At 65.3% G+C, this 23212-nt stretch carries 23 protein-coding genes; all 23 read left to right on the top strand.

Annotated elements, in window-relative coordinates; all coding sequences use genetic code 11:
• Positions 1–333: 333 nt before the first annotated feature.
• The 23 genes from GGR73_RS05060 (at position 334) to GGR73_RS04950 (ending at position 23212) form a co-directional block, all read left to right on the top strand.
• On the top strand, positions 334–1278 hold the full coding sequence (locus GGR73_RS05060; protein ID WP_016901727.1) for a chemotaxis protein CheV: 945 nt from the start codon (positions 334–336) through the stop codon (positions 1276–1278).
• Positions 1279–1627: 349 nt separating this feature from the next.
• A complete protein-coding gene (gene flgB, locus GGR73_RS05055) occupies positions 1628–2029 on the top strand; it encodes a flagellar basal body rod protein FlgB (RefSeq protein WP_024939612.1) in 402 nt (133 codons plus the stop codon).
• A 3-nt stretch (positions 2030–2032) separates the two neighbouring features.
• Positions 2033–2440, top strand: coding sequence for a flagellar basal body rod protein FlgC (flgC, locus tag GGR73_RS05050; protein ID WP_005914451.1), 408 nt, complete (start codon positions 2033–2035; stop codon positions 2438–2440).
• A gap of 37 nt (positions 2441–2477) precedes the next feature.
• Positions 2478–3149, top strand: coding sequence for a flagellar hook assembly protein FlgD (locus GGR73_RS05045; protein ID WP_016901725.1), 672 nt, complete (start codon positions 2478–2480; stop codon positions 3147–3149).
• A gap of 31 nt (positions 3150–3180) precedes the next feature.
• Complete coding sequence (gene flgE, locus GGR73_RS05040; protein ID WP_016901724.1) at positions 3181–4404, top strand: flagellar hook protein FlgE; 1224 nt, start codon at positions 3181–3183, stop codon at positions 4402–4404.
• Between the two features lie 138 nt (positions 4405–4542).
• Complete coding sequence (gene flgF / locus GGR73_RS05035) at positions 4543–5298, top strand: flagellar basal-body rod protein FlgF (RefSeq protein WP_005921307.1); 756 nt, start codon at positions 4543–4545, stop codon at positions 5296–5298.
• A gap of 741 nt (positions 5299–6039) precedes the next feature.
• A complete protein-coding gene (flgG, locus tag GGR73_RS05030) occupies positions 6040–6825 on the top strand; it encodes a flagellar basal-body rod protein FlgG (RefSeq protein WP_016901723.1) in 786 nt (261 codons plus the stop codon).
• A gap of 38 nt (positions 6826–6863) precedes the next feature.
• Positions 6864–7556, top strand: a complete 693-nt coding sequence (gene flgH / locus GGR73_RS05025) for a flagellar basal body L-ring protein FlgH (RefSeq protein ID WP_016901722.1) — start codon at positions 6864–6866, stop codon at positions 7554–7556.
• Between the two features lie 10 nt (positions 7557–7566).
• A complete protein-coding gene (locus tag GGR73_RS05020; protein WP_184455870.1) occupies positions 7567–8685 on the top strand; it encodes a flagellar basal body P-ring protein FlgI in 1119 nt (372 codons plus the stop codon).
• A gap of 1 nt (position 8686) precedes the next feature.
• Positions 8687–9865, top strand: a complete 1179-nt coding sequence (gene flgJ, locus GGR73_RS05015) for a flagellar assembly peptidoglycan hydrolase FlgJ (protein WP_102252098.1) — start codon at positions 8687–8689, stop codon at positions 9863–9865.
• A gap of 11 nt (positions 9866–9876) precedes the next feature.
• Positions 9877–11751: a flagellar hook-associated protein FlgK gene (gene flgK / locus GGR73_RS05010; protein ID WP_047128676.1), complete on the top strand. Its 1875-nt coding sequence runs from the start codon at positions 9877–9879 to the stop codon at positions 11749–11751.
• On the top strand, positions 11751–12956 hold the full coding sequence (gene flgL / locus GGR73_RS05005) for a flagellar hook-associated protein FlgL (protein WP_024939609.1): 1206 nt from the start codon (positions 11751–11753) through the stop codon (positions 12954–12956). The genes flgK and flgL overlap by 1 nt, the downstream gene beginning before the upstream one ends.
• Before the next feature lie 317 nt (positions 12957–13273).
• Complete coding sequence (locus GGR73_RS05000; RefSeq protein WP_024939608.1) at positions 13274–14473, top strand: flagellin; 1200 nt, start codon at positions 13274–13276, stop codon at positions 14471–14473.
• Positions 14474–14744: 271 nt separating this feature from the next.
• Entirely contained in the window at positions 14745–16070 is a 1326-nt protein-coding gene (fliD, locus tag GGR73_RS04995) for a flagellar filament capping protein FliD (protein ID WP_024939607.1), read from the top strand.
• 150 nt (positions 16071–16220) lie between these two features.
• Positions 16221–16634 (top strand): flagellar export chaperone FliS, encoded by a 414-nt coding sequence (gene fliS / locus GGR73_RS04990; protein WP_104563967.1) that lies wholly within the window; start codon positions 16221–16223, stop codon positions 16632–16634.
• Between the two features lie 8 nt (positions 16635–16642).
• Positions 16643–16936 carry a hypothetical protein gene (locus GGR73_RS04985; protein ID WP_039407718.1) on the top strand — a complete coding sequence of 98 codons (294 nt, stop codon included), beginning with the start codon at positions 16643–16645 and terminating at the stop codon, positions 16934–16936.
• The gene (locus GGR73_RS04980) at positions 16936–17502 is read left to right on the top strand and encodes a PilZ domain-containing protein (protein WP_039407720.1); all 567 of its coding nucleotides are present in this window, start codon (positions 16936–16938) and stop codon (positions 17500–17502) included. Before GGR73_RS04985 ends, GGR73_RS04980 begins: the two co-directional genes overlap by 1 nt.
• 70 nt (positions 17503–17572) lie before the next feature.
• On the top strand, positions 17573–18205 hold the full coding sequence (locus GGR73_RS04975) for a response regulator transcription factor (protein WP_003482986.1): 633 nt from the start codon (positions 17573–17575) through the stop codon (positions 18203–18205).
• Between the two features lie 220 nt (positions 18206–18425).
• Positions 18426–19826 carry an RNA polymerase factor sigma-54 gene (gene rpoN / locus GGR73_RS04970; protein WP_054591182.1) on the top strand — a complete coding sequence of 467 codons (1401 nt, stop codon included), beginning with the start codon at positions 18426–18428 and terminating at the stop codon, positions 19824–19826.
• Between the two features lie 8 nt (positions 19827–19834).
• A complete protein-coding gene (locus tag GGR73_RS04965; RefSeq protein ID WP_016904817.1) occupies positions 19835–20218 on the top strand; it encodes a response regulator in 384 nt (127 codons plus the stop codon).
• Entirely contained in the window at positions 20211–21695 is a 1485-nt protein-coding gene (locus GGR73_RS04960) for a sigma-54 dependent transcriptional regulator (RefSeq protein ID WP_046342581.1), read from the top strand. The genes GGR73_RS04965 and GGR73_RS04960 overlap by 8 nt, the downstream gene beginning before the upstream one ends.
• A gap of 118 nt (positions 21696–21813) precedes the next feature.
• Positions 21814–22923, top strand: a complete 1110-nt coding sequence (locus GGR73_RS04955) for a DegT/DnrJ/EryC1/StrS aminotransferase family protein (protein ID WP_184455868.1) — start codon at positions 21814–21816, stop codon at positions 22921–22923.
• Positions 22924–22987: 64 nt separating this feature from the next.
• Positions 22988–23212, top strand: coding sequence for an acyl carrier protein (locus GGR73_RS04950; RefSeq protein WP_016904814.1), 225 nt, complete (start codon positions 22988–22990; stop codon positions 23210–23212).

The raw sequence follows: 23212 nt of genomic DNA, 5'->3' as shown, positions 1-23212 counted from the left end.
AGTGCAAGAGGCGTGCCTGTTTTTTGCCGGGATTGGGGAGTTGGGATTGGGGATTTGTAAAAGCGGCTTGGCGGGTGATTCATTTGGCCGGTGCCAAGGCCCTTTGAGCCAGCGCGTCTATCCGACCAACTGTCTCCGAAGTCTTCAGGGCTGCAGAAGCAGCAACGGCTTGACCAACGCGCTCATTCACGCCTTTGAGCCAATCCCCAATCCCAAATCACCAGATCCCGGCGCTTGAGCCAATCCCGAATCCCGACTCCCCAATCCCGACAGCGCCCCACACCAAACTTAAAACCACTCAAGTTTTCCGAGGGCGCTGTCGATATCTGCCCCATGACCCACGATCTGCTCAACCGCATCGACCAGCGCACGCGTCTGGCTGGCCACAACCGACTGGCCCTGCTGCTGTTCCGGCTGGGCGGGCGCCAGCTTTTTGGCGTCAACGTGTTCAAGGTGCAGGAGGTGCTGCGCCGCCCGGAGCTGTTCCAGGTGCCCGGCCTGCCGACCGAGTTCGCCGGCGTGGCCGACGTGCGCGGGCGCTCGGTGCCGGTGCTGGACCTGGGCCTGGCGATCGGCCACCCGGAACGCGACGCGCACTCGGAAAACGGCCCCGGCTATCTGGTGGTGGCCGAATTCAACCGCTCGGTCCAGGGCTTTCTGGTCAGCGGCGTGGAGCGCATCGTCAATATTGCGGTGGAAGATATCCACCCGCCGCCGGAACTGGGCGCCGAAGCCACTTATTTGACGGCGGTGACGCGCTTCCAGGGCGAGTTGATCCAGGTCATCGACGTGGAAAGCGTGCTCGCCGACATCGCCAAGGTCAGCAAGGACGTGCAGCTGGATCCCTCGCTGCAGCTGGTCGCCTACGACCGGCAGTTCCAGGTGCTGGTGGTGGACGACTCGCGCGTGGCGCGCCAGCAGATCCGCAGCGTGCTCGACCAGCTCGGCGTCTCGGCGACCTTGTTGTCCGACGGCCGCCAGGCGCTGGACCACCTCTTGCAGGTTGCTGCATCAGGCGAGAATCCGGCCGACCGCTATGCGATGGTCATCTCCGACATCGAAATGCCGGCCATGGACGGCTACACGCTGACAACGGAAATCCGGCGCACGCCGGGCCTGCAAGGCCTGTACGTGCTGCTGCACACCTCGCTGTCGGGCGTGTTCAACAACGCCATGGTCGAGCAGGTGGGCGCCAACGCCTTCGTGGCCAAGTACAGTGCCCACGAGCTGGCCGACTACGTGCTGGCACGCCTGAAAGTGGTCGCCGAAGCGGCCTGAGCAGGCCAGGCGGCTGCCGGGTCGGAGCCGATGACAGCGACAAGGCCTCCGCGCCGGGCTCCCAGGAGCCCGGCAGCATTGAAGTCGGGGCGGTGTGCGTCGACCCGCTTTAAAGTGACATCCGCTGACGCCGGACGTTGCCGGACCGCGCCTCGGTTAATGCCGAACCTTCCGGCCTGGCGCACCTGAGTGAACCAGCTCCGCAACGGACGCAGGTTCACCGCTTCTCCCGGACGGCCAAGCCGCCGTTCGTCGGCAGCTCCGATCACTCTCCGCGTTCCGCGGCCCGCACCACCCCGATTGGCACAAACATTGCTTTCTCCCTGGTAACACTTCGCGGGAGAGCACCGTGTCCAATTCCATCTCGTCCTTTCTAGGCATCCACGGCGATGCTCTGCCGCTACGCGAGCAGCGCATGAAGCTCATTGCCAGCAATCTGAGCAATGTGGATACCCCTGGCTACAAGGCAAAGGATCTGAATTTCGAGGCGGCGCTCAAATCGGCCGAAGGCGTGCGCGACGGCACCCTGCTGCAGACCACCGACGCCAAGCATTACGAGATCGGCAGCAGTGCCGGACTCAACCCCTTCCAGATCACCCGCGAATCCGACCAGCCCAGCCTGGACGGCAATACCGTCGATCCCGATGCCGAACGTGCTGCCTACGGCCGCGCTGCGCTGGAATACCGCGCCTCGCTGAGCTTCCTCGAATCCAAGGTGCGCTCGATGCTCACCGCGATCACCGGCCAATAAGTCATGAGCAATCTACCCATCTTCGATGTGGCCGGCTCGGCGCTGCACGCGCAGTCGGTCCGCCTGAGCACCATCGCCTCCAACCTGGCCAATGCCGACTCCGTCGCTGGCTCGGCCGAGGCGACCTACAAGCCGATCGAGCCGATCTTCCAGGCCCAGCAAAGTCGCCAGGACCCCAGCCTGACCTCGGTGAACGTCAAGGAGATCACCACCACCAACGCGCCGCCGATCCGTCGCTACGAGCCCGGCCATCCGCTGGCCGATGCCGATGGCTACGTGTTCTCGCCGGACGTGGACCCGGTCTCGCAGATGGTCAACATGATCTCGGCCTCGCGCAACTACCAGGCCGGCGTGGAAATGCTCAACACCGCCAAGGAACTGGCGCTCGCCACCCTGACCATGGGTCGCTGACCCTCCTAGCTGACCCTTCCCTTACGGACCCTTTCACATGAGCACGATCGGTAGTGACCTCTACACCAGCCTCGGGCTGACCTCCAGCAGCGCCACAGCGACCAAGAAGAAGGAGGAATCGCTCGGCCAGGCCGACTTCCTCAAGTTGATGACCGAGCAGCTGCAGCACCAGGACCCGCTCAAGCCGATGGAAAACAGCGCGTTTCTGGGCCAGTTGGCGCAGTTCTCCACCGTGCAGGGCATCGGCGACCTCAATACCAAGGTCAGCAGCTTCTCGGCGGCGCAGAGCAGCGATCAGGTGCTCAAGGGCGCCTCGCTGGTCGGGCACAACGTGCTGGTGCCCTCCGCACAGCTCGCCATCGATGCCACCAATTCGGCCAAGGGCGTGGTCGCCGCGACCTCGGCCGGCACCGTCAATTTCGAAATCACCGATGCCAACGGCGCCTTCGTCAAACAGCTCAGCGTGCCGGCCAGCGCCGCCGGTGAAGTGTCGTTTGCCTGGGACGGCACCGATGCCAACGGCAATCGCATGGCCGCCGGCAAGTACGGCGTGACCGCCACCCAGACCGACACCGCCGGTTCCAAAAGCAAGTTGTCCACCTATGTCGACGCGCCGGTGGACAGCGTCACGATCGGCTCGGACGGCCTGTATCTCAACCTGACCGGGCTAGGCACTTCCCCGCTCGCCAACGTGCTCCGCGTCAGCTGAGCCGGCAACCGACACTCAAAGGACCTCATCCATGGCTTTCAATACCTCGTTGTCCGGCATCAACGCAGCCAATGCCGATCTGAACGTCACCTCCAACAACATCGCCAACGTCAACACGACCGGTTTCAAGGAATCGCGTGCCGAGTTTGCCGACATGTTCCAGAGCACCAGCTACGGCCTGTCACGCAATGCGGTGGGTTCGGGCGTGCGCGTCAGCAATGTGGCGCAGCAGTTCTCGCAGGGCAATATCGATCCGACCGGGCGCAGCCTGGACCTGGCCGTCTCCGGCGAAGGCTTCTTCACCGTGACCTCCAACGGCGCCAAGATGTACACCCGCGCCGGCAACTTCCAGACCGATGCCAACGGCTACGTGATCAATCCGCAGGGCGCGCGCCTGCAGGTCTTCGCTCCCAACCCGAGCGGCAACGGCTTCGACGTCGGCCGCCTGTCGGACCTGCAGCTGCTGACCACCGACAGCCCGCCCAAGTCGACCTCCACGGTCAACCTGGCCTTCACCCTGCCCGGCAATGCCACCGCCCCGTCGGTGACCCCGTTCAGCCCGGCCGACGACAAGACCTATAGCCACTCCACCGGCGGCATCAACGTCTACGATTCGCTGGGCGTCAGCCATGTGCAGACCTCCTACTTCGTCAAGACCGCCAACCCGAACGAGTGGCAGGTGCACAACTACGTGGACGGTGCCGCGGTCGGCGCGCCCACCACGCTGCAGTTCTCCGATACCGGCGCGTTGACCACCCCGGCCAACGGCATCATCACGATGGACCCGTTCACCCCAAGCACCGGCGCCGGCGTGCTGAACATGCAGCTCAACGTCAGCGGCTCGACCCAGTACGGCGAAGCCTTCGCGCTGCGTGACACCCGCCAGGACGGTTATGCCAGCGGCAAGCTCAACGAGATCAGCATCGATACCAGCGGCGTGGTGTTCGCGCGCTACTCCAACGGCGCCGACAAGCCGCTGGGCCAGGTCGCGCTGAGTACCTTCGTCAACCCGCAGGGCCTGCAGTCGCAGGGCAACAACATGTGGGCCGAGAGCTACACCTCCGGTGCCGCCCGCACCGGCGCGCCGGACACCTCGGACCTGGGCCAGATCGAATCCGGCTCGCTGGAATCCTCCACGGTGGACCTGACCGAGCAGCTGGTGAACATGATCGTGGCCCAGCGCAACTTCCAGGCCAACTCGCAGATGATCTCGACCCAGGATCAGGTCACGCAGACGATCATCAATATTCGTTAACGGCTGGGATGAGTGATTGGGGATTAGGGATTGGCAAGAGCCGGTACTCCGTCAAGCGGATACCGGCCCTGCCCCCTCTTCTGCCAGGTCGCAATAGCCCGCGTTTTACGAATCCCGAATCCCCAATCCCGGTGTCTAATGGACAAAGCTCTCTACGTTGCGATGACCGGCGCCCGCGCCTCCCTGCAGGCGCAGGGCACCGTGTCGCACAATCTCGCCAACGTCGATACGGTGGGGTTCAAGGCTGCGTTGGCCAATACCGAGGCGTTCAAGATCCAGGGCAAGGGCTATCCGTCGCGGATCGATGCGCTGCATGTGGACCAGGGTTTCGACCGCAGCCAGGGCCACCAGAAGGTCACCGGCAACCCGCTGGACGTGTCGCTGCAGCAGGACCGCTGGCTGGCGGTGCAGTCGCCCGACGGCAGCGAGGCCTACACCCGCAACGGCGAGCTGGCGCTTACTGCCAACGGCCAGCTGGTCACCGCCAATGGGCATGCGGTGCTGGATGAGGGCGGCAATCCGATGACGATCCCGCCGCACCAGGCGATGGAGATCGGCAGTGACGGCAGCATCTCGATCATTCCGCAGGGCGAAGGCCCGCAGACCATGGCCATCGTCGGCAAGATGAAGGTGGTCGATGCCCCCGCCGACCGTTTGACGCGGCGCCCGGACGGGCTGATGCGTAACACCAGCACCGACCCGGCGCAGGCGTTTGCGGTGGCCACCGGAAAGACCATCAACAGCGGCATGCTGGAGGGCAGCAACGTGGACGCCGCCGGCGCGCTGGTGGAGATGATCCAGCTGCAGCGGCAGTTCGAAATGCAGGTCAAGATCATCAAGAATGGCGACGACAACGCGCAGTCGGCCAATTCGCTGCTGCGGGTCAGCGGCTAAGCGCCACTGGCGCCCATTGACGCACCGCTGGTTGGCTTGCCGCGCTGCCGAGCACCTGGATGGCGGCCACCCCGTTTGCTGCAGAGCGGCTGGTTTGTGACTTGGCTGCAGGGCCCTTGCCCGCCCACCCTCGCGGGACACGCCGCAAGTACGTCCGTGTAGGCTCTTACGCGGCATCCATGCCGCGTAAGGTCCCGCGACGGTGGGCGGGCAAGGGCCTGTCGAGATGGTCGGCGTGCAGGATTGCGAGCAGAGCATGCGGTACGTTGCTCGGATCGCATCGCTTCCGATCAACTTCTCGATTCAACCCCAGCAACAAGCAGCTTTTTACACGACTACCGATTCACTCTCTGGTGCGGTGGCCTCGCCGATTGCGGGACCGTGTGGCGGCATGGATGCCGCCACCGAGCCCCCAGGGATGGGTTCACGGCGTGTCCCGCGAGCGGTGAGGCCACCGCGCGCCCCCAAGAACCCTTCCGCACGCAGCGCCAAGGGTTCACACCTCGCCGAACACATCGCTGACCGGCGACCGATCTACCGCGCCTGATCTGCTGCGCAGAGTTCCACCGCTTCCGCTTAGCCGCTACCTGCCCGCCGCCAGCCCGTCCAGCGCAGGCCGTCGCGCCCGCTGCGCGTGATCCAGTGCACAGCCGGCAAAAATCCGACGCGGGTTTGGCACGGCACGTGCATATACCCACCCGTACCCGGAACACATCCCCGGGTCTAACGAGGAATCGGGTCATGAATCAGGCTTTGTGGGTCGCCAAAACCGGACTGGATGCGCAGCAGACGCGCATGTCGGTCATTTCCAACAACCTGGCCAATACCAATACCACCGGCTTCAAGCGCGATCGTGCGGCGTTCGAAGACCTGTTGTACCAACAGGTGCGTGCGCCGGGCGGTTCCACCTCCGCGCAGACGCAGCTGCCGACCGGCCTGCAGCTGGGTACCGGCGTGCGGGTGGTCTCCACCTTCAAGGGCTTCGACCAGGGCAGCCAGCAGCAGACCGGCCGCGCGCTCGACGTGATGGTCAACGGCCGCGGCTTTTTCGAAGTGCAGATGCCTGACGGCACCTCGGCCTATACCCGCGACGGCACCTTCCAGATCAATGCGCAGGGCGAGCTGGTCACCAACAGCGGCTACCCGCTGCAGCCGGGCATCCAGATCCCCGAAGGCGCGCAGTCGCTGACCATCGGCAACGACGGCACCATCAGCGTGACGCTGGCCGGCCAGGCCGCCGCGCAGGAAATCGGCGCGTTGACGCTGACCGACTTCATCAACCCCTCGGGCCTGCAGTCCAAGGGCGAGAACCTGTTCGTCGAAACCACCGCCTCCGGCCCCGCGCAGAACGGCACCCCCGGCCTCAACGGCCTGGGCAACACCGTGCAGGGCGCGCTGGAAGGCAGCAACGTCAACACGGTGGAAGAACTGGTGAGCATGATCGAAACGCAGCGCGCCTACGAAATGAATGCCAAGGCGATCTCCACCACCGACTCGATGCTCGGTTACTTGAACAACAACGTCTGATCGGCCCGCCGGTCGCTGCCCTCTCAGGAATCCACGCCATGTCCCGCCTGCCTTCTCTCTCCTCCCTGTGCCTCGCCATTGCCTGCAGCGCGCTGCTGGGCGGCTGCGTGGCGGCCGGCGATGTGCGGCCGTTCGCCGAACTGGCGCCGATCGTGCCGGTGGTCGCGCCGGTGGCGCAGCCCACCGCCGGGGCGATCTACGCCGCCGGCCCGAGCCTGAACCTGTACGGCGACCGCCGCGCCCGCGATGTCGGCGATCTGCTGACGGTGAACCTGGTGGAAAGCACCACCGCCTCGTCCACCGCCAATACCAGCATCAGCAAGAAGGACGCGACCACCATGGCCGCGCCGACGCTGCTGGGGGCGCCACTCACCGTCGGTGGCTTGAACGTGCTGCAGAACTCGTTGAGCGGCGATCGCAGCTTCGACGGCAAGGGCAACACCGCGCAAAGCAACCGCATGCAGGGCAGCGTCACGGTCACCGTGATGCAGCGCCTGCCCAACGGCAATCTGGTGATCCAGGGGCAGAAGAACCTGCGCCTGACCCAGGGCGACGAACTGGTGCAGGTACAAGGCATCGTGCGCGCCGCCGACATCGCCCCGGACAACACCGTGCCCTCGAGCAAGGTGGCCGACGCCCGCATCGCCTACGGCGGCCGCGGCGCGATCGCGCAGTCCAATGCGATGGGCTGGCTGAGCCGCTTCTTCAATTCCCGTCTGTCGCCCTACTGAGCCTGCGACCATGAACCTGTCTTCCCTGCCCTTCCGTCTGCTGGCTGCCGCTGTGGCGGTCTGCGCGATCGCCGCGCCGGCCTCGGCCGAGCGCATCAAGGATCTTGCCCAGGTCGGCGGCGTGCGCGGCAACGCGCTGGTCGGTTACGGCCTGGTGGTCGGCCTGGACGGCAGCGGCGACCGCACCAGCCAGGCGCCCTTCACCGTGCAGAGCCTGAAGAACCTGCTCGGCGAGCTGGGCGTCAATGTTCCGGCGAACGTCAATCCGCAGCTGAAAAACGTCGCGGCCGTGGCCATCCATGCCGAACTGCCGCCGTTCGCCAAGCCCGGCCAGCCGATCGACATCACCGTGTCCTCGATCGCCAACGCGGTGTCGCTGCGTGGCGGTTCGCTGCTGATGGCACCGCTGAAGGGCGCCGACGGCCAGGTCTATGCGATGGCGCAGGGCAACCTGGTGGTCGGTGGCTTCGGCGCGCAGGGCAAGGACGGCTCGCGGGTGTCGGTCAACATTCCCAGCGTCGGCCGCATTCCCAACGGCGCCACCGTCGAACGCGCATTGCCGGACGTGTTTGCCGGCAACGGCGAGATCACCCTCAACCTGCACCAGAACGACTTCACCACCGTCTCGCGCATGGTCGCGGCGATCGACAGCAGCTTCGGCGCCGGCACCGCGCGTGCGGTGGACGGCGTGACCGTGGCAGTGCGCTCGCCGACCGACCCCGGCGCGCGTATCGGCCTGCTGTCGCGGCTGGAAAATGTCGAACTGTCTCCGGGCGATGCACCGGCCAAGGTGGTGGTCAACGCACGCACCGGCACGGTAGTGATCGGCCAGTTGGTGCGGGTGATGCCGGCGGCGATCGCGCATGGCTCGCTCACCGTGACCATCAGCGAGAACACCAACGTCAGCCAGCCGGGCGCCTTCAGTGGCGGCCGCACCGCGGTGACCCCGCAGTCGACGATCACGGCCACCTCCGAGGGCAGCCGCATGTTCAAGTTCGAAGGCGGCACTACGCTCGATCAGATCGTGCGTGCGGTCAACGAAGTGGGCGCCGCTCCCGGCGACCTGGTGGCCATCCTGGAAGCGCTCAAGCAAGCCGGTGCGCTCACGGCGGAGCTGGAGGTGATCTGACATGCGTATCGCAGCCTCGCCCATTGATCTCAACCCGAGCACCAAGGCCGATCCCGCCAAGATCGACAAGGTCTCACGTCAGCTCGAAGGACAGTTCGCGCAGATGCTGGTCAAGAGCATGCGCGATGCGAGCTCTGGCGACCCGATGTTTCCGGGCGAAAACCAGATGTTCCGCGAGATGTACGACCAGCAGATGGCCAAGGCGCTGACCGATGGCAAGGGGCTGGGCCTGTCGGCGATGATCTCCAAGCAGTTGAGCGGCGACACCGGCGGGCCGGCGTTGAATACCTCGCTGAGCACCGCCGATGCCGCCAAGGCCTACTCGCTGGTAGCCGGCAAGCGCGACGCCTCGTTGCCGCTGCCGAGCCGCGATGGCGCGGCGACCGGCGTCGGCGCAAGCACCGGCACCGCTGCAGGCATCGGCGCAGGCGGCCTGGGCGGCATCGGCATGAGCCAGGTGCTGGATCTGATCGCCGGACGCACCGGCAGCAGCGATGCCGGCAGCGACGATGCGGCCGCACTGAGCTGGCCCTCGGCCAACGATCGCTGGAGCGATGTGGCGGCCAGCGATGCCGCCGATGCCAACGCCGCGGTCAATGCGAGCGCGGCGAGCAGCGCCGCCGCCAGCCTGGGCGAGCGTACCCCGGAAGGCTTCGTCGCCAAGATCTGGACGCATGCGCAGAAGGCCGCGCGCGAACTGGGCGTGGATCCGCGTGCGCTGGTGGCGCAGGCCGCGCTGGAGACCGGCTGGGGCCGGCGCGGCATCGGCAATGGCGGCGACTCCAACAACCTGTTCGGCATCAAGGCCACCGGCTGGAGCGGCGACAAGGTCACCACCGGCACCCACGAATACGTCAATGGCGTCAAGACCACCGAAACCGCCGATTTCCGCGCCTATGGCTCGGCCGAGGAGAGTTTTGCCGACTACGTGCGGCTGCTGAAGAACAACAGTCGTTACCAGCCCGCGCTGCAGGCCGGCACCGATATCAAGGGTTTTGCACGCGGCTTGCAACAGGCCGGATACGCCACCGATCCGGGCTACGCAGCCAAGATCGCGGCGATCGCCAACGGTCCGACCATCGACCGTGCGGTGGCCGCGATCGGCAACGCGGCGGCCGACCTGTCCAACCGCTATGCCAGCACCGCCGAGCCTGCTGGGCTCGGCACCATCCGTCGTTGAGGTAAACGCCCATGTCCATCATGTCCACCGGGACCAGTGCGCTGATCGCCTTCCAACGGGCGTTGTCGACCGTTAGCCATAACGTCGCCAACATCAATACCGAAGGCTACAGCCGCCAACGTGTGGAATTTGCAACGCGCACGCCCACCGACATGGGCTACGCGTTCGTGGGCAATGGCGCCAAGATCACCGACGTGAGCCGGGTGGCCGACCAGCTGGCCACCTCGCGCCTGCTCGACAGCGGCGGCGAGCTGTCGCGGCTGCAGCAGCTGTCCTCGCTGTCCAACCGCGTCGACAGCCTGTACTCCAACACCGCCACCAACGTGGCCGGGCTGTGGTCGAACTTCTTCGACTCCACCAGCGCGGTCTCGTCCAATGCCTCGTCCACCGCCGAGCGGCAGAGCATGCTCGACAGCGGCAACTCGCTGGCCACGCGCTTCAAGCAGCTCAACGGGCAGATGGACAGCCTGAGCAACGAGGTCAACAGCGGCCTGACCTCCGCGGTGGACGAGGTCAATCGCCTGACCCAGCAGATCGCCAAGATCAACGGCACCATCGGCAACAGCATCGACAGCGCCTCGCCGGACATGCTCGACCAGCGCGACGCGCTGGTGTCCAAGCTGGTCGGCTACACCGGTGGCACCGCGGTGATGCAGGACGGCGGCTTCATGAACGTTTTCACCTCCGGCGGCCAGGCCCTGGTGGTGGGAACCACCTCGTCCAAGCTGACCACCGTCGCCGACCCGTATCAGCCGAGCAAACTGCAGGTGGCAATGCAGACCCAGGGCCAGAACGTCAGCCTCAGCGCCAGCTCGCTGGGCGGGCAGATCGGCGGGCTGCTGGAGTTCCGCAGCAGCGTGCTGGAACCGACCCAGGCCGAACTCGGCCGCCTGGCAGTGGGCATGGCCAGCACCTTCAACGCCGGTCACGCGCAAGGCATGGACCTGTACGGCGCGATGGGCGGCAACTTCTTCAACATCGGCTCGCCCACCACCGCCGCCAACCCCGCCAACACCGGCAGCGCGTCGCTGAGCGCCAGCTTCAGCAACATGGCGGCGGTGGATGGGCAGAACGTCACGCTCAGCTTCGACGGCACTGCGTGGAAGGCCACCAATGCCAGCACCGGCTCGGCGGTGCCGCTCAGCGGCACCGGCACCCCGGCCAATCCGCTGGTGCTCAACGGCGTCAGCCTGGTGGTCGGCGGCACCCCGGCCAACGGCGACAAGTTCCTGCTGCAGCCCACCGCCGGGCTGGCCGGCACCCTGTCGGTGGCCATCACCGACCCCTCGCGGATTGCCGCAGCCACCCCGGTCAAGGCCACCGCCACGGTCGCCAACCTTGGCACCGGCAAGATCAGCGACGTCAAGGTCACCAATGCGCAGAACCCGGCGCTGCTGACCCCGGCATCGGTGGAGTTCATCGACGCCAACCAGTACACCATCGACGGCACCGGCCCGTTCGCCTACACCGCCGGCCAGACCATCAGCGCCAACGGCTGGAGCTTTGCGCTGGACGGCGCGCCCAAGGCCGGCGACACCTTCGGCGTCGGCCCCACCGGTGCCGGCTCCAGCGACAACGGCAACGCCAAGTTGCTGGCCAATCTCGACGATGCCAAGGCGCTCAGCGGCGGCACGGTCACGCTCAACGGCGCGCTATCGGGTCTGACCACCTCGGTCGGCTCGGCCGCGCGTGCGGCCAGTTATGCCTCGGACGCGCAGAAGGTCATCAACGACCAGGCGCAGGCCAGCCGCGACTCGATTTCCGGCGTCAACCTCGATGAGGAAGCCGCCAACATGCTGAAGCTGCAGCAGGCCTACCAGGCCGCCGCACAGATGATCTCCACCGCCGACACCATCTTCCAAGCCATCCTGGGTGCCGTACGCTGATGACCGACCGTATCTCCACCAGCATGATGTACAGCCAGTCGGTGTCGTCGATGACGGCCAAGCAGTCCCGGCTGAACCAGATCCAGTCCCAGCTCGCCAGCGGGCAGCGTCTGGTCACCGCAAAGGACGATCCGGTCGCCGCCGGCACTGCGGTCGGCCTGGATCGCGCACTGGCCGCGATCACCCGCTTTGGCGAGAACGCCAACAACGTGCAGAACCGCCTTGGCCTGCAGGAAAACGCCCTGTCGCAGGCCGGCGACAAAATGGCGCGCGTCACCGAATTGGCGGTGCAGGCCAACAACTCCTCGCTCAGCCCCGACGACCGCAAGGCGATCGCCTCGGAACTGACCGCCCTGCGCGACAGCATGGTCAGCCTGGCCAACAGCACCGACGGCACCGGGCGCTATCTGTTCGGCGGCACCGCCGATGGCAGCGCACCGTTCATCAAGAGCAGCGGCGGCGTCACCTACAACGGCGACCAGACCCAGAAACAGGTCGAAGTGGCGCCGGACACCTTCGTCAGCGACACCCTTCCCGGCAGCGAAATCTTCATGCGTATCCGCACCGGCGACGGAACCGTGGATGCGCACCCCAACACTGCCAACACCGGCACCGGATTGCTGCTGGACTTCAGCCGCGACTCCAGCACCGGCAGCTGGAACGGCGGCAGCTACAGCGTGCAGTTCACCGCCGCCGACACCTACGAGGTGCGCGACAGCACCAATACGGTGGTCGGTACCGGCACCTACAAGGATGGCGAGGACATCAACGCGGCCGGCGTGCGCATGCGCATCAGCGGCGCACCGGCGGTGGGCGACAGTTTCCAGATCGGCGCCTCCACCACCAAGGACGTGTTCTCCACCATCGACGACCTGGTCGGCGCGCTCAACTCCGACACGCTGACCCAGCCGCAGAAGGCGGCGATGATCAACACGCTGCAGTCGTCGATGCGCGACATCGCACAGGCCTCGTCGAAGATGATCGATGCGCGCGCCTCCGGCGGCGCGCAGCTGTCGGCGATCGACAACGCCAACTCATTGCTCGAGTCCAACGAGGTCACCCTCAAGACCACGCTGTCGTCGATCCGCGATCTGGACTACGCCTCGGCGCTTGGTCAGTACGAACTGGAGAAGGCCTCGTTGCAGGCCGCTCAAACGATTTTTCAGCAGATGCAGTCGTCGTCGTTGTTCAACCTGATCCGCTGATTTGCAGCAGAAAACCCGCGTTTTCTGCACTCCTGCGCGCGAGCACTTGCGCAGGCCGACGGAGTTTATTCGTCGAAAGTTATACCAACGCTAAAGATCTACGGGGTGCTGCCGAATAAACCAAACCCCTTGATACACAACGCTTCCGTATTTCGTCCCGCAGCAGAAAGACAGTAAAAAAACACTGGATTTCGCTAAAGGTTCCCGACGCAACGCCGTTATTCATCTCAGCAGCGGCAACGGCCAACTTGATGGCCCCCCTGCGGAGGCTCCGGGCAAGTCCCCCTTGCCGGAAAAATCGCTTAGGAGAAATCAAAATGGCACAGGTAATCAACACCAACGTAATGTCGCTGAACGCTCAGCGGAACCTCAACACCAGCAGCGCGAGCATGTCGACGAGCATCCAGCGTCTGTCCTCGGGTCTGCGCATCAACAGCGCCAAGGACGACGCCGCAGGTCTGGCGATCTCCGAGCGCTTCACCACGCAGATCCGCGGCCTGGACGTTGCCTCGCGCAACGCCAACGACGGTATCTCGCTGGCCCAGACCGCCGAAGGCGCGATGGTCGAAATCGGCAGCAACCTGCAGCGTATCCGCGAGCTGTCGGTGCAGTCGTCCAACGCCACCAACTCGCCGACCGACCGTGACGCGCTGAACTCCGAAGTCAAGCAGCTCACCGCCGAAATCGACCGCGTCGCCAACCAGACCAACTTCAACGGCACCAAGCTGTTGAACGGCGACTTCTCCGGCGCGCTGTTCCAGGTCGGCGCCGACGCCGGCCAGACCATCGGCATCAATAGCATTGTCGACGCCAATGTCGATTCGCTGGGCAAGGCCAACTTCGCTGCCGCCGTTTCCGGCGCTGGCGTGACCGGCACCTCCACCGCATCGGGCTCGATCAGCGGCATGAGCCTGTCGTTCAAGGACGCCAGCGGTGCAGCCAAGAGCGTCACCATCGCGGACGTCAAGATCGGCGTCGGCGAGAGCGCTGCCGACGTCAACAAGAAGGTGGCTGCGGCGATCAACGACAAGCTCGACCAGACCGGCATGTACGCCTCGATCAAGACCGACGGTACGGTGCAGATCGAATCGCTGAAGGCTGGCCAGGACTTCACCTCGCTGACCGCCGGTACTTCCAGCGCCGCAGGCATCACCGTCGGCGCCGGCATCACCACCGCCTCGGCCGCTTCCGGCTCCACCGCCTCGACCCTGAGCACCCTGGACATCTCCACGTTCTCCGGCGCACAGAAGGCCCTGGAAATCGTCGACAAGGCGCTGACCGCGGTCAACTCCTCGCGCGCCGACATGGGTGCGGTGCAGAACCGCTTCACCTCCACCATCGCCAACCTGAGCGCAACCTCGGAAAACCTGTCGGCCTCGCGTAGCCGTATCCGCGACACCGACTACGCCAAGGAAACCGCCGAGCTGACCCGCACGCAGATCCTGCAGCAGGCCGGTACCGCGATGCTGGCCCAGGCCAAGTCGGTTCCGCAGAACGTGCTGAGCCTGCTGCAGTAATCGGCAGCACTTCGCACTAAGTCAAGAGCCCCTCTTCGGAGGGGCTTTTTTTGTGGCCGCAGATTGCTTCGCCCGAGATTTGAGGGCGAATGCGCAGCACGGTTTGCTGGCGCGGGTTTTTTGACGCATCCCGCCGGCATGGAACTTGCACTACCCAAACTCGTGAGCGAAACGGGGTCGCTGCCGCTAAAGTCCTGGCGGATGCGGCCGATACCCGTCTCGTAATCCCATGCGTCCATCCTTGCTTGGACGCCCAGACGAGGAATGCAACATGGCATCGGTGATCAGCACTTCCGGCTCCGGTCTGGACATCCCAACTGTGGTGTCCACCCTGGTTTCCCGGCAGAAAGACCCGGAGCAGGCGCGCATCAACAAGGCCGGGACTGCCGCGACCACGCAGCTGTCGGCGATCAGCCAGATCAAGAGCAGCATGACCACGCTCAAGTCTGCGCTGGACAAGGTCATCAGCAGCGCCGACACCAACGCCTACAAGGCGACGGTGCCGACCGATGCCGGCTTCACCGCCACCACCACCAGCTCGGCCGCGCCGGGCAACTATTCGGTGGAAGTGGTCTCGCTGGCCAGCGCGCAAAAGCTCGCCTCCGGCGCGTTCGTCGCCGATGCCACTGTCGGCAGCGGCACGCTGACGATCGGGTATGGCGAGAAAAAAATCACCGTGGACATCAGCGGCACCGACAAGCTCACCGACATCGCCGCCGCCATCAACAAGGCGGCCGGTGGCAAGGGCGTCACCGCCAGCGTGGTGACCGCCAACGACGGCCAGCACCTGGTGTTCAACGCGGTCGACACCGGTACCAAGGGCGCGCTGACCGTCAGCGCCAGCGACCCCAGCCTGAGCAGCCTCACCTATGGCCCCGGCGTCAGCGGCGGCCTGACCCAGTCCGTGGCCGCGACCGATGCGCTGGTACGCGTGGACGGCTTCGAACGCACCTCCAGTTCCAACACCGTCACCGACATCGTGCCGGGCGTGGTGCTCAACCTCACCAAGGCCGCCGAAGGCACCAAGGTCACGTTGGGCGTTGCGGCCGACACCAGCGGCCTCAAGGCCAATCTGACCGCGTACGCGGCCGCCTACAACACCGCCAATACCCTGCTGGCCAAGAGCAGCGCCTACGACGCCACCACCAAGACCGCCGCGGCGTTGACCGGCGACTCGCTGGTGCGCGGCCTGCAGCAGCAGTTGCGCGGCCAGGTCAGCGGCAACCTCACCGAACTCAAGTCGCTCGGCCTGACCATCGACAAGGATGGGGTGATGAGCTTCGATGGCGGCAAGTTCGACACCGCCATCGCCGCCGACGGCGGTGCCGCCGCCGAGGTACTCGGCAAGGACAGCAAGTTCGGCTCGGCCATGACCAAGCTGCTCGACAGCAACGTCAACGCCAACAACGGCACCCTGACCCTGCGCTCGGACAGCCTGAACAAGCAGATCAAGGGCTACGAGGATGACCTGGATGACCTCGACGCGCGCATGACCAAGCTCAGCGATCGCTACACCGCGCAGTTCACCGCGATGGAAACCATGATCAGCAAGCTGCAGAGCAGCACCAGTTCGCTCAGCAGCCTGCTGACGAGCTGATTTCCGTGATGAGGATCCTCAAGTCCCGCAATGGTCTTGCCGATACAAGAAGGGCCTATCGTGATTTCGGCCTTGCCTTCCGGCAGGAGCGTCGTCGCAGGAGCGCAGCGCTCCGGGACCAACGAAGGTCAGCCCATTGAGGAGTCATCCATGTACGGTTCCAATCGTCAGTATGCCGAGCAATACCGCAAGGTCGGCGTGTCCACCAGCGTGACCGAAGCCGACCCGCACAAGCTGGTGTCGCTGCTGTTCGCCGGCGCCTGCCAGCGCATCCGTCTGGCCCAGGCCTGCCTGGCGCAGGGCGACCAGGCGCGCAAGGGCAAGGCCATCGGCGAAGCCTGCGCGATCGTCGGTCACTTGAACGGATCGCTCGATCACGAAGCCGGTGGCGAGATCGCTGGTAACCTGTCGGCGCTCTACGACTACGTGATGCAGCGGCTGACTGCCGCCAACCTGCACAACGACGAAACCGCGTTGACCGAAGCGCTGGATCTGCTCAGCGAAATCGATTCGGCGTGGAATTCCATCCCCCTGGACCAACGCGGCCTTTCCGCCGTTTCGTGAGTCATACCATGCATAGCGCGCAGAGCCTTCAAGCCGAAATTGCCGACATCCGCCTGGCCATGGCGCAGGAGGAATTCGAGGTGATGCCGTTCATGCTGGATGCCCACGATCTGCACCTGCGCGAGTACGCGCAGCAGGCGGACCTGAGTCAGGACCGCGACGCGTTGCAGACGTTGCAGGTGATGCAGCAGGACCTGATGCGGATGATGCTCGAGCGTCGACGCAAGCTGCTGGATCTGATCCGCGCGCAGCGCACGTCCTCTACGGCCAGCCGCGCCTACGCACGGGTCGGACGGATCTGATGTCCGCGCTCGGCACACTCGCGCCATCGGCCGATGCCGCGCTGTTCGCCGACACGCTCAGCTGCGAAGTGCGCCTGCCGGCCGGCTTCCGTGCCGGCAGCGACGCCGGCTCGCACAGTGCCGCAGAAACCCTGCTGCGCAGCCTGGGCCAGGTGGAAGACCTGCGCAGCGAAGACAGCAGCGAAGACCGTGGCGAGCTGCCCCTGCTGGTGCAGCGCATGGACGCCAAGCTCGACCTGATGCTGGCCCTGATCGGCCGCCTGGTGCAACAGGGCGACACCGGACTGATCCAGGCGAACGTGCACTGGTCGGTGCGCGGAATCCGCCTGAGCTGCGCAAGCAGCCACCCGCCGGGCACCCTGGGCAGCGTTTGCCTGCAACCCTCCGACTGGCTTCCTGAACTGGTACAGCTTCCTGCCGAGGTCCTGGCAAGCGCAAGCGATGGCCACGATCACTGGCTATGGCTGCGGTTTGCGCCGCTTTCCCCAGGCTTGCAGGAGGCGCTGGAACGCCATCTGTTCCGTCTGCATCGCCGTCAGATCGCCGACGCCCGCCGCCAGCGCTGATAGCGCCTGTTGGCGCGGGGCGCCGGGTCGGCTAAGGTGCCCTTTACTGAAAAAAGGTCTCTTCTGCGCCGTGCGAGTCATCATCGTCGACGATCACACCCTTGTCCGTGCCGGCCTGTCCAGGCTGCTGCAAACCTTCGCCGGCATCGATGTCGTGGGTGAGGCCAGCAACGCACAGCAAGCCCTGGACATGACATCCCTGCACCGGCCTGATCTGGTGTTGATGGATCTGTCCCTGCCTGGCCGCAGCGGCCTGGATGCCATGACCGATGTGTTGCGCGCCGCGCCGCGCACGCATGTGGTGATGATGTCGATGCACGACGACCCGGTGCACGTGCGCGATGCGCTCGATCGCGGCGCGGTGGGCTTCGTGGTCAAGGATGCGGCGCCGCTCGAGCTGGAATTGGCCTTGCGTGCAGCAGCAGCTGGGCAGGTGTTCCTGAGCCCGCAGATTTCGTCCAAGATGATCGCGCCGATGCTGGGCCGGGAAAAACCGGTCGGTATCGCCGCCTTGTCGCCGCGCCAGCGCGAGATCCTGCGCGAGATCGGCCGCGGCCAGAGCAACAAGGAAATCGCTGCCGACCTCGGCATCAGCGTCAAGACGGTGGAGACCCATCGCGCGCGCATGATGGAATCGCTCGGTTGCCGGCGTGCCAACGACCTGGTGTTGCTGGCCGCCAAGCATCATAACGAACTGGTCTGAGCAAACCGCCGCGCCGACCGAAAATGGCCGCCAGCGACGAAAACAGTGACGGGATTCCGGCGGGCACGCTTGAGTCCGTATTGAACGTCAGGGAATTCCCCACGCCCTGTCAGGAAAATCACGAATTGCCTCACGCGATTCCCTGATTAGAAACCCGTCGCCTTGTCCTGCAAGATGCGTTCCATCGCTGCCACGTGCGGCGCCTTCCGGAAGCGCTTCGATGAAGACGACCATTTCCGCCCAGCTTGGCCAGCAACTGCACCTGACCCCGCAGTTGCTGCAGTCGATCCGTCTGTTGCAATTGGACGGCATGCAGTTGGAACTGGAAATCCGTCGCGCGCTGGAAACCAATCCGCTGCTGGAACTGGAAGAACTGGCCGACAGCGACGCTGTCGCAACCAGCGACGATGGCGCATCCGATGTCGCCGCCTTCGATGAACTGCCGGAAAGCACGATGTGGGACGTGCAGAGCAGCAGTTGGAACGGCGACGACGATGACCGCATGCAGCGCGTGGCAGCCGGCGAATCCACCGACCCGCACGTGCGCATTCTGCGCGATCTGGCGCTGGACCTGGACGAGGCTGCATTGGGGGCCGCCGCGTTCTGGCTGGAGCAGACCGACGACGCCGGCTATCTGAGCGAGGCCCTGGCGACGCTGCAGCAGCTCGGTGCCACCCGTCTTGGTATGACCGTGCAGGCAGTGGAAGCGGTCCGTCAGCGCCTGCTGCACGGCGACCCGGCCGGCCTGGCCGCCTGCGACCTGCGCGAGTGCCTGCAGGCCCAGCTGGGCGCCCTGCCCGGCCGCGTGCCGGCGCGCCATCTGGCCGCGCGCATCCTTGCCGGCGACCTGGACCTGCTGGCCAGCCACGACTATCCGGTGCTGGCGCGCGCACACGATGCCGAGCTGGACGATGTGCGCGAAGCGGTACGGCTGATCCTGTCGTTGCAGCCACGCCCCGGCGATGACCTGTCGCAGGAAAGCAACGCCAACGTGATTCCGGACGTGCTCGCCTGGCATGCCGATGGCAGCTGGCGGGTGGCCTTGAACCCGGCCACCACGCATCGGGTGAGCATCAACCCCGTGCATGAGCGCGCACTGGCCGAGGCCGGCGATGCCGCCCAGCCGCTGCGTGACATGCTGCAGGAAGCGCGCTGGCTGACCCGCGGCCTGTCGATGCGCTACGAGACCCTGCTGCGCGCCACCCGCGCCATCGTCGAACGCCAGGCCGCCTTTCTGGTGCGCGGCGAAGAAGCGATGGCACCGCTGACGCTGAAGGAAATCGCCGATGAGATCGGCATGCACGAGTCGACGATTTCGCGCATTACCACCGGCAAATACATCCAGACCCCGCGCGGCACCTTCGAGCTCAAGCACTTCTTTGCGGTGCGCCTGGAAGGCGCCAGCGTCTCCGGCCAGGCGGTCAAGGCGATGGTGCGGCGACTGATCGAAAGCGAGCCGGCCGGGCGGCCGCTGGCCGACGAAGCCATCGCCGGGCTGTTGTCGCGCCAGGGCGTTAATATTGCCCGTCGCACTGTGGCCAAGTACCGCGAACAACTCGACATCGCCCCGGCACGCGAGCGCCGCCGCACCAACAAACCGCTGCTTGCCCGGGCAGGATAAGGACTACTATGAGCAAACTCACCGTGCTGCTGGTCGACGACCACGAGGGCTTCATCAACGCTGCGATGCGTCATTTTCGCAAAGTGGAGTGGCTCGATATCGTGGGCAGTGCCGCCAATGGACTGGAAGCGATCGAGCGCTCTGAGTCGCTGCGCCCCAATGTCGTGCTGATGGACCTGGCCATGCCGGAGATGGGCGGGCTGCAGGCAACGCGTCTGATCAAGACGCAGGACGATCCGCCGTATATTGTCATCGCGAGCCACTTCGACGATGCAGAGCATCGTGAACATGCTCTTCGCGCGGGTGCTGACAATTTTGTTAGCAAGCTGTCCTATATCCAGGAAGTCATGCCAATCCTGGAGGGCCTGACGGAAGGAGCCAGGAATGAGTGAGTCCCGCATTCTGTTGATCGACAGCGATGCCGTGCGCGCCGAGCGCACGGTCTCGCTGCTCGAGTTCATGGACTTCAATCCCCGCTGGGTCACCGACGGCGCCGACATCAATCCCGGCCGCCATCGCCACGACGAATGGATGGCGGTGATGGTGGGCTCGGCGCAGGACGCTGCACAGGCCGACAAGTTCTTCGACTGGCTGGCCGATGCCAAGCTGCCGCCACCGGTGCTGCTGATGGAAGGCAGCCCGAGCGCGTTCGCACAGGCCCATGGCCTGCACGAAGCCAATGTCTGGACGCTGGACACGCCGCTGCGGCACACGCAGCTGGAAGCCTTGCTGCGCCGTGCCAGCCTCAAGCGCCTGGACGCCGAACACCAGGCCGGCGTGCAGCAGGACACTGGCCCGACCGGCAACAGCGAGGCGGTGACCCGCTTGCGTCGCTTGATCGACCAGGTGGCGGCCTTCGACACCACGGTGCTGGTGCTGGGCGAATCGGGCACCGGCAAGGAAGTCGTCGCACGTGCCATCCACCAGCATTCGCCGCGGCGCGACGGGCCGTTCGTGGCGATCAACTGCGGCGCGATCCCGCCGGATCTGCTGGAAAGCGAGCTGTTCGGTCACGAAAAAGGCGCCTTCACAGGCGCGCTGAGCACCCGCAAGGGCCGCTTCGAAATGGCCGAGGGCGGCACCCTGCTGCTGGACGAAATCGGCGACATGAGCCTGCCGATGCAGGTCAAGCTGCTGCGCGTGCTGCAGGAGCGCAGCTTCGAGCGTGTCGGTGGTGGACAAACCATCCGTTGCAACGTGCGCGTGATCGCCGCGACCCACCGCAACCTGGAAACCCGCATCAGCGACGGCCAGTTCCGCGAGGACCTGTTCTATCGCCTCAACGTGTTCCCGATCGAGATGCCGGCGCTGCGCGAACGTGTCGACGACCTGGCCATGCTGGTGCAGACCATCGCCGGGCAACTGGCACGCACCGGACGCGGCGAAGTGCGCTTTGCCGACGAAGCACTGCAGGCGCTGCGCAGCTACGACTGGCCGGGCAACGTGCGCGAGCTGACCAACCTGGTCGAGCGCCTGGCGGTGCTGCATCCGGGCGGACTGGTACGCGTGCAGGACCTGCCGGCGCGCTACCGCGGTGATTTTGCCGCGGCCGTGCCGGCCGAGCCTGCGCCCGAACCGGCGCTGGTTGCCGCCCCCGTCGAAGACATCGCGCTGCCGGGCAATGTGGTGACCCTGCCATCCACGTCAGCCGATGCCGAGCCGGCGACCAGCTCCAGCCTGCCCGACGATGGCATCGACCTGCGCGGCCACATGGCCAACATCGAGCTGGCGCTGATCAACGAGGCGCTGGAACGTACCCAGGGCGTGGTGGCGCATGCGGCGCAACTGCTGGGCCTGCGCCGCACCACGCTGGTGGAAAAGCTGCGCAAGTACGGCATCGATCGCGAGCAGACCGAGCTGGCGAACTGAGCGGGCCGGCATCCCGGCCCGGCTCGCTGGCATAGCGCTTGCTTCAGCAGGATTGCCCCGTCCGCAGCCGTCGGCTGCGGCGGAATCCCGACATTCACCAGCACCTGCCGAGGCATTGATGCCCATCCCTGTCACCAGTCCGCTGCTGCCGCCGCTGGAAGAATTTCTGCCCTATCTGGAGCAGATCTGGTCCAGCCGCATTCTCAGCAATGGCGGTGACATGCATCACGCGTTCGAGCGCGCGTTGTGCGAGTACCTGGGTGTGCCGCACCTGGCCTTGCTGACCAACGGCACCACCGCGTTGATCACCGCGCTGCAGGCGCTGCGCATCACCGGGGAGGTCATCACCACGCCCTACTCGTTCGTGGCCACTGCGCATTCGCTGCTGTGGAAAAGCATCACCCCGGTGTTTGTGGATATCGACCCGGTGACGCTCAACATGGATCCATCCAAGATCGAAGCGGCCATCACCCCGCAGACCACCGCCATCATGCCGGTGCACTGCTACGGCACCGCCTGCGATACCGCTGCCATCACGCGCATCGCCGACATCTACAACCTCAAGGTGATCTACGACGCAGCGCATGCCTTCGGCGTGCGCGATGACGGCGGCTCGATCCTGCGCCATGGCGACCTGAGCGTGTTGAGCTTCCATGCCACCAAGGTGTTCAACACCTTCGAAGGTGGCGCCATCGTCTGCCCGGACGAAAGAACCTATCAGCGCATCGGGCATCTGAAGAATTTCGGCTTCGTCGATGAGACCACGGTGGTGGCGCCGGGCATCAACGGCAAGATGAACGAGATCAGTGCGGCCTTCGGCCTGCTGCAGCTCAAGCACATCGATCACGCCATCGCCCAGCGCAGCGCCATCGATGCGCAGTACCGGCAACGATTGAGCGATGTTCGCGGTGTGCGCTGCGTGGCACGGCCCGATCACGCCAGTGCCAACTACGCGTACTTTCCGATCCTGGTGCAGGACGACTACCCGCTGTCGCGCGATGCGCTGTACCAAGTGATGCGCGAGCACGGCATCCTGGTGCGGCGGTACTTCTATCCGTTGATCAGCGATTTCCCGATGTATCGCGCCCTGCCCTCCTCGGCGCCGGCATGGCTGCCGGTCGCGCGCTCGGTGGCCGCACAGGTATTGTGCCTGCCAATCTTTCCTGGCCTGACCCGCGACCAGGTCGATACCATTGCCGATCTGATCGCCGGCGCACACGCAACATGATCGCAACACGCTGCAGCTGCATTTCAGACTCCCATCTCTTCAACAGGCAACCAGGCGAGCTCGCATGACCCAGGCAACATTTATCGAGAACTTCCTCTCCGCCACCGACTTCCAGGAACCGGTGGAGGTCACGCTGGACACCGTGCTGCTGGAATTGCCGGAGTGGGATTCGCTGGCCGCGTTGGGTGTGATCGTCATGTTCGACATGGAGTACGGCAAGACCATCACCGGCGACGACCTGACCGCCGCCGTCACCGTAGGCGATCTCTACAGACTGACCGAGGCGTAA

Source organism: Xanthomonas sp. F14, from assembly GCF_014199865.1.
This window is presented reverse-complemented; position numbering and strand designations above follow the sequence as displayed.

Excerpts from the sequence above, each read along its gene's own strand:
- flgL (WP_024939609.1), top strand. The coding sequence starts at position 11,751 with ATGACCGACCGTATCTCCACCAGCATGATGTACAGCCAGTCGGTGTCG.
- flgH (WP_016901722.1), top strand. The coding sequence starts at position 6,864 with ATGTCCCGCCTGCCTTCTCTCTCCTCCCTGTGCCTCGCCATTGCCTGC.
- flgK (WP_047128676.1), top strand. The coding sequence starts at position 9,877 with ATGTCCATCATGTCCACCGGGACCAGTGCGCTGATCGCCTTCCAACGG.
- GGR73_RS05045 (WP_016901725.1), top strand. The coding sequence starts at position 2,478 with ATGAGCACGATCGGTAGTGACCTCTACACCAGCCTCGGGCTGACCTCC.
- GGR73_RS04980 (WP_039407720.1), top strand. The coding sequence starts at position 16,936 with ATGTCCGCGCTCGGCACACTCGCGCCATCGGCCGATGCCGCGCTGTTC.
- GGR73_RS05020 (WP_184455870.1), top strand. The coding sequence starts at position 7,567 with ATGAACCTGTCTTCCCTGCCCTTCCGTCTGCTGGCTGCCGCTGTGGCG.
- rpoN (WP_054591182.1), top strand. The coding sequence starts at position 18,426 with ATGAAGACGACCATTTCCGCCCAGCTTGGCCAGCAACTGCACCTGACC.
- fliS (WP_104563967.1), top strand. The coding sequence starts at position 16,221 with ATGTACGGTTCCAATCGTCAGTATGCCGAGCAATACCGCAAGGTCGGC.
- GGR73_RS04965 (WP_016904817.1), top strand. The coding sequence starts at position 19,835 with ATGAGCAAACTCACCGTGCTGCTGGTCGACGACCACGAGGGCTTCATC.
- flgC (WP_005914451.1), top strand. The coding sequence starts at position 2,033 with ATGAGCAATCTACCCATCTTCGATGTGGCCGGCTCGGCGCTGCACGCG.
- GGR73_RS04985 (WP_039407718.1), top strand. The coding sequence starts at position 16,643 with ATGCATAGCGCGCAGAGCCTTCAAGCCGAAATTGCCGACATCCGCCTG.
- GGR73_RS04960 (WP_046342581.1), top strand. The coding sequence starts at position 20,211 with ATGAGTGAGTCCCGCATTCTGTTGATCGACAGCGATGCCGTGCGCGCC.
- GGR73_RS04955 (WP_184455868.1), top strand. The coding sequence starts at position 21,814 with ATGCCCATCCCTGTCACCAGTCCGCTGCTGCCGCCGCTGGAAGAATTT.
- flgG (WP_016901723.1), top strand. The coding sequence starts at position 6,040 with ATGAATCAGGCTTTGTGGGTCGCCAAAACCGGACTGGATGCGCAGCAG.
- flgJ (WP_102252098.1), top strand. The coding sequence starts at position 8,687 with ATGCGTATCGCAGCCTCGCCCATTGATCTCAACCCGAGCACCAAGGCC.
- fliD (WP_024939607.1), top strand. The coding sequence starts at position 14,745 with ATGGCATCGGTGATCAGCACTTCCGGCTCCGGTCTGGACATCCCAACT.
- flgF (WP_005921307.1), top strand. The coding sequence starts at position 4,543 with ATGGACAAAGCTCTCTACGTTGCGATGACCGGCGCCCGCGCCTCCCTG.
- GGR73_RS05000 (WP_024939608.1), top strand. The coding sequence starts at position 13,274 with ATGGCACAGGTAATCAACACCAACGTAATGTCGCTGAACGCTCAGCGG.
- GGR73_RS05060 (WP_016901727.1), top strand. The coding sequence starts at position 334 with ATGACCCACGATCTGCTCAACCGCATCGACCAGCGCACGCGTCTGGCT.
- GGR73_RS04950 (WP_016904814.1), top strand. The coding sequence starts at position 22,988 with ATGACCCAGGCAACATTTATCGAGAACTTCCTCTCCGCCACCGACTTC.
- flgE (WP_016901724.1), top strand. The coding sequence starts at position 3,181 with ATGGCTTTCAATACCTCGTTGTCCGGCATCAACGCAGCCAATGCCGAT.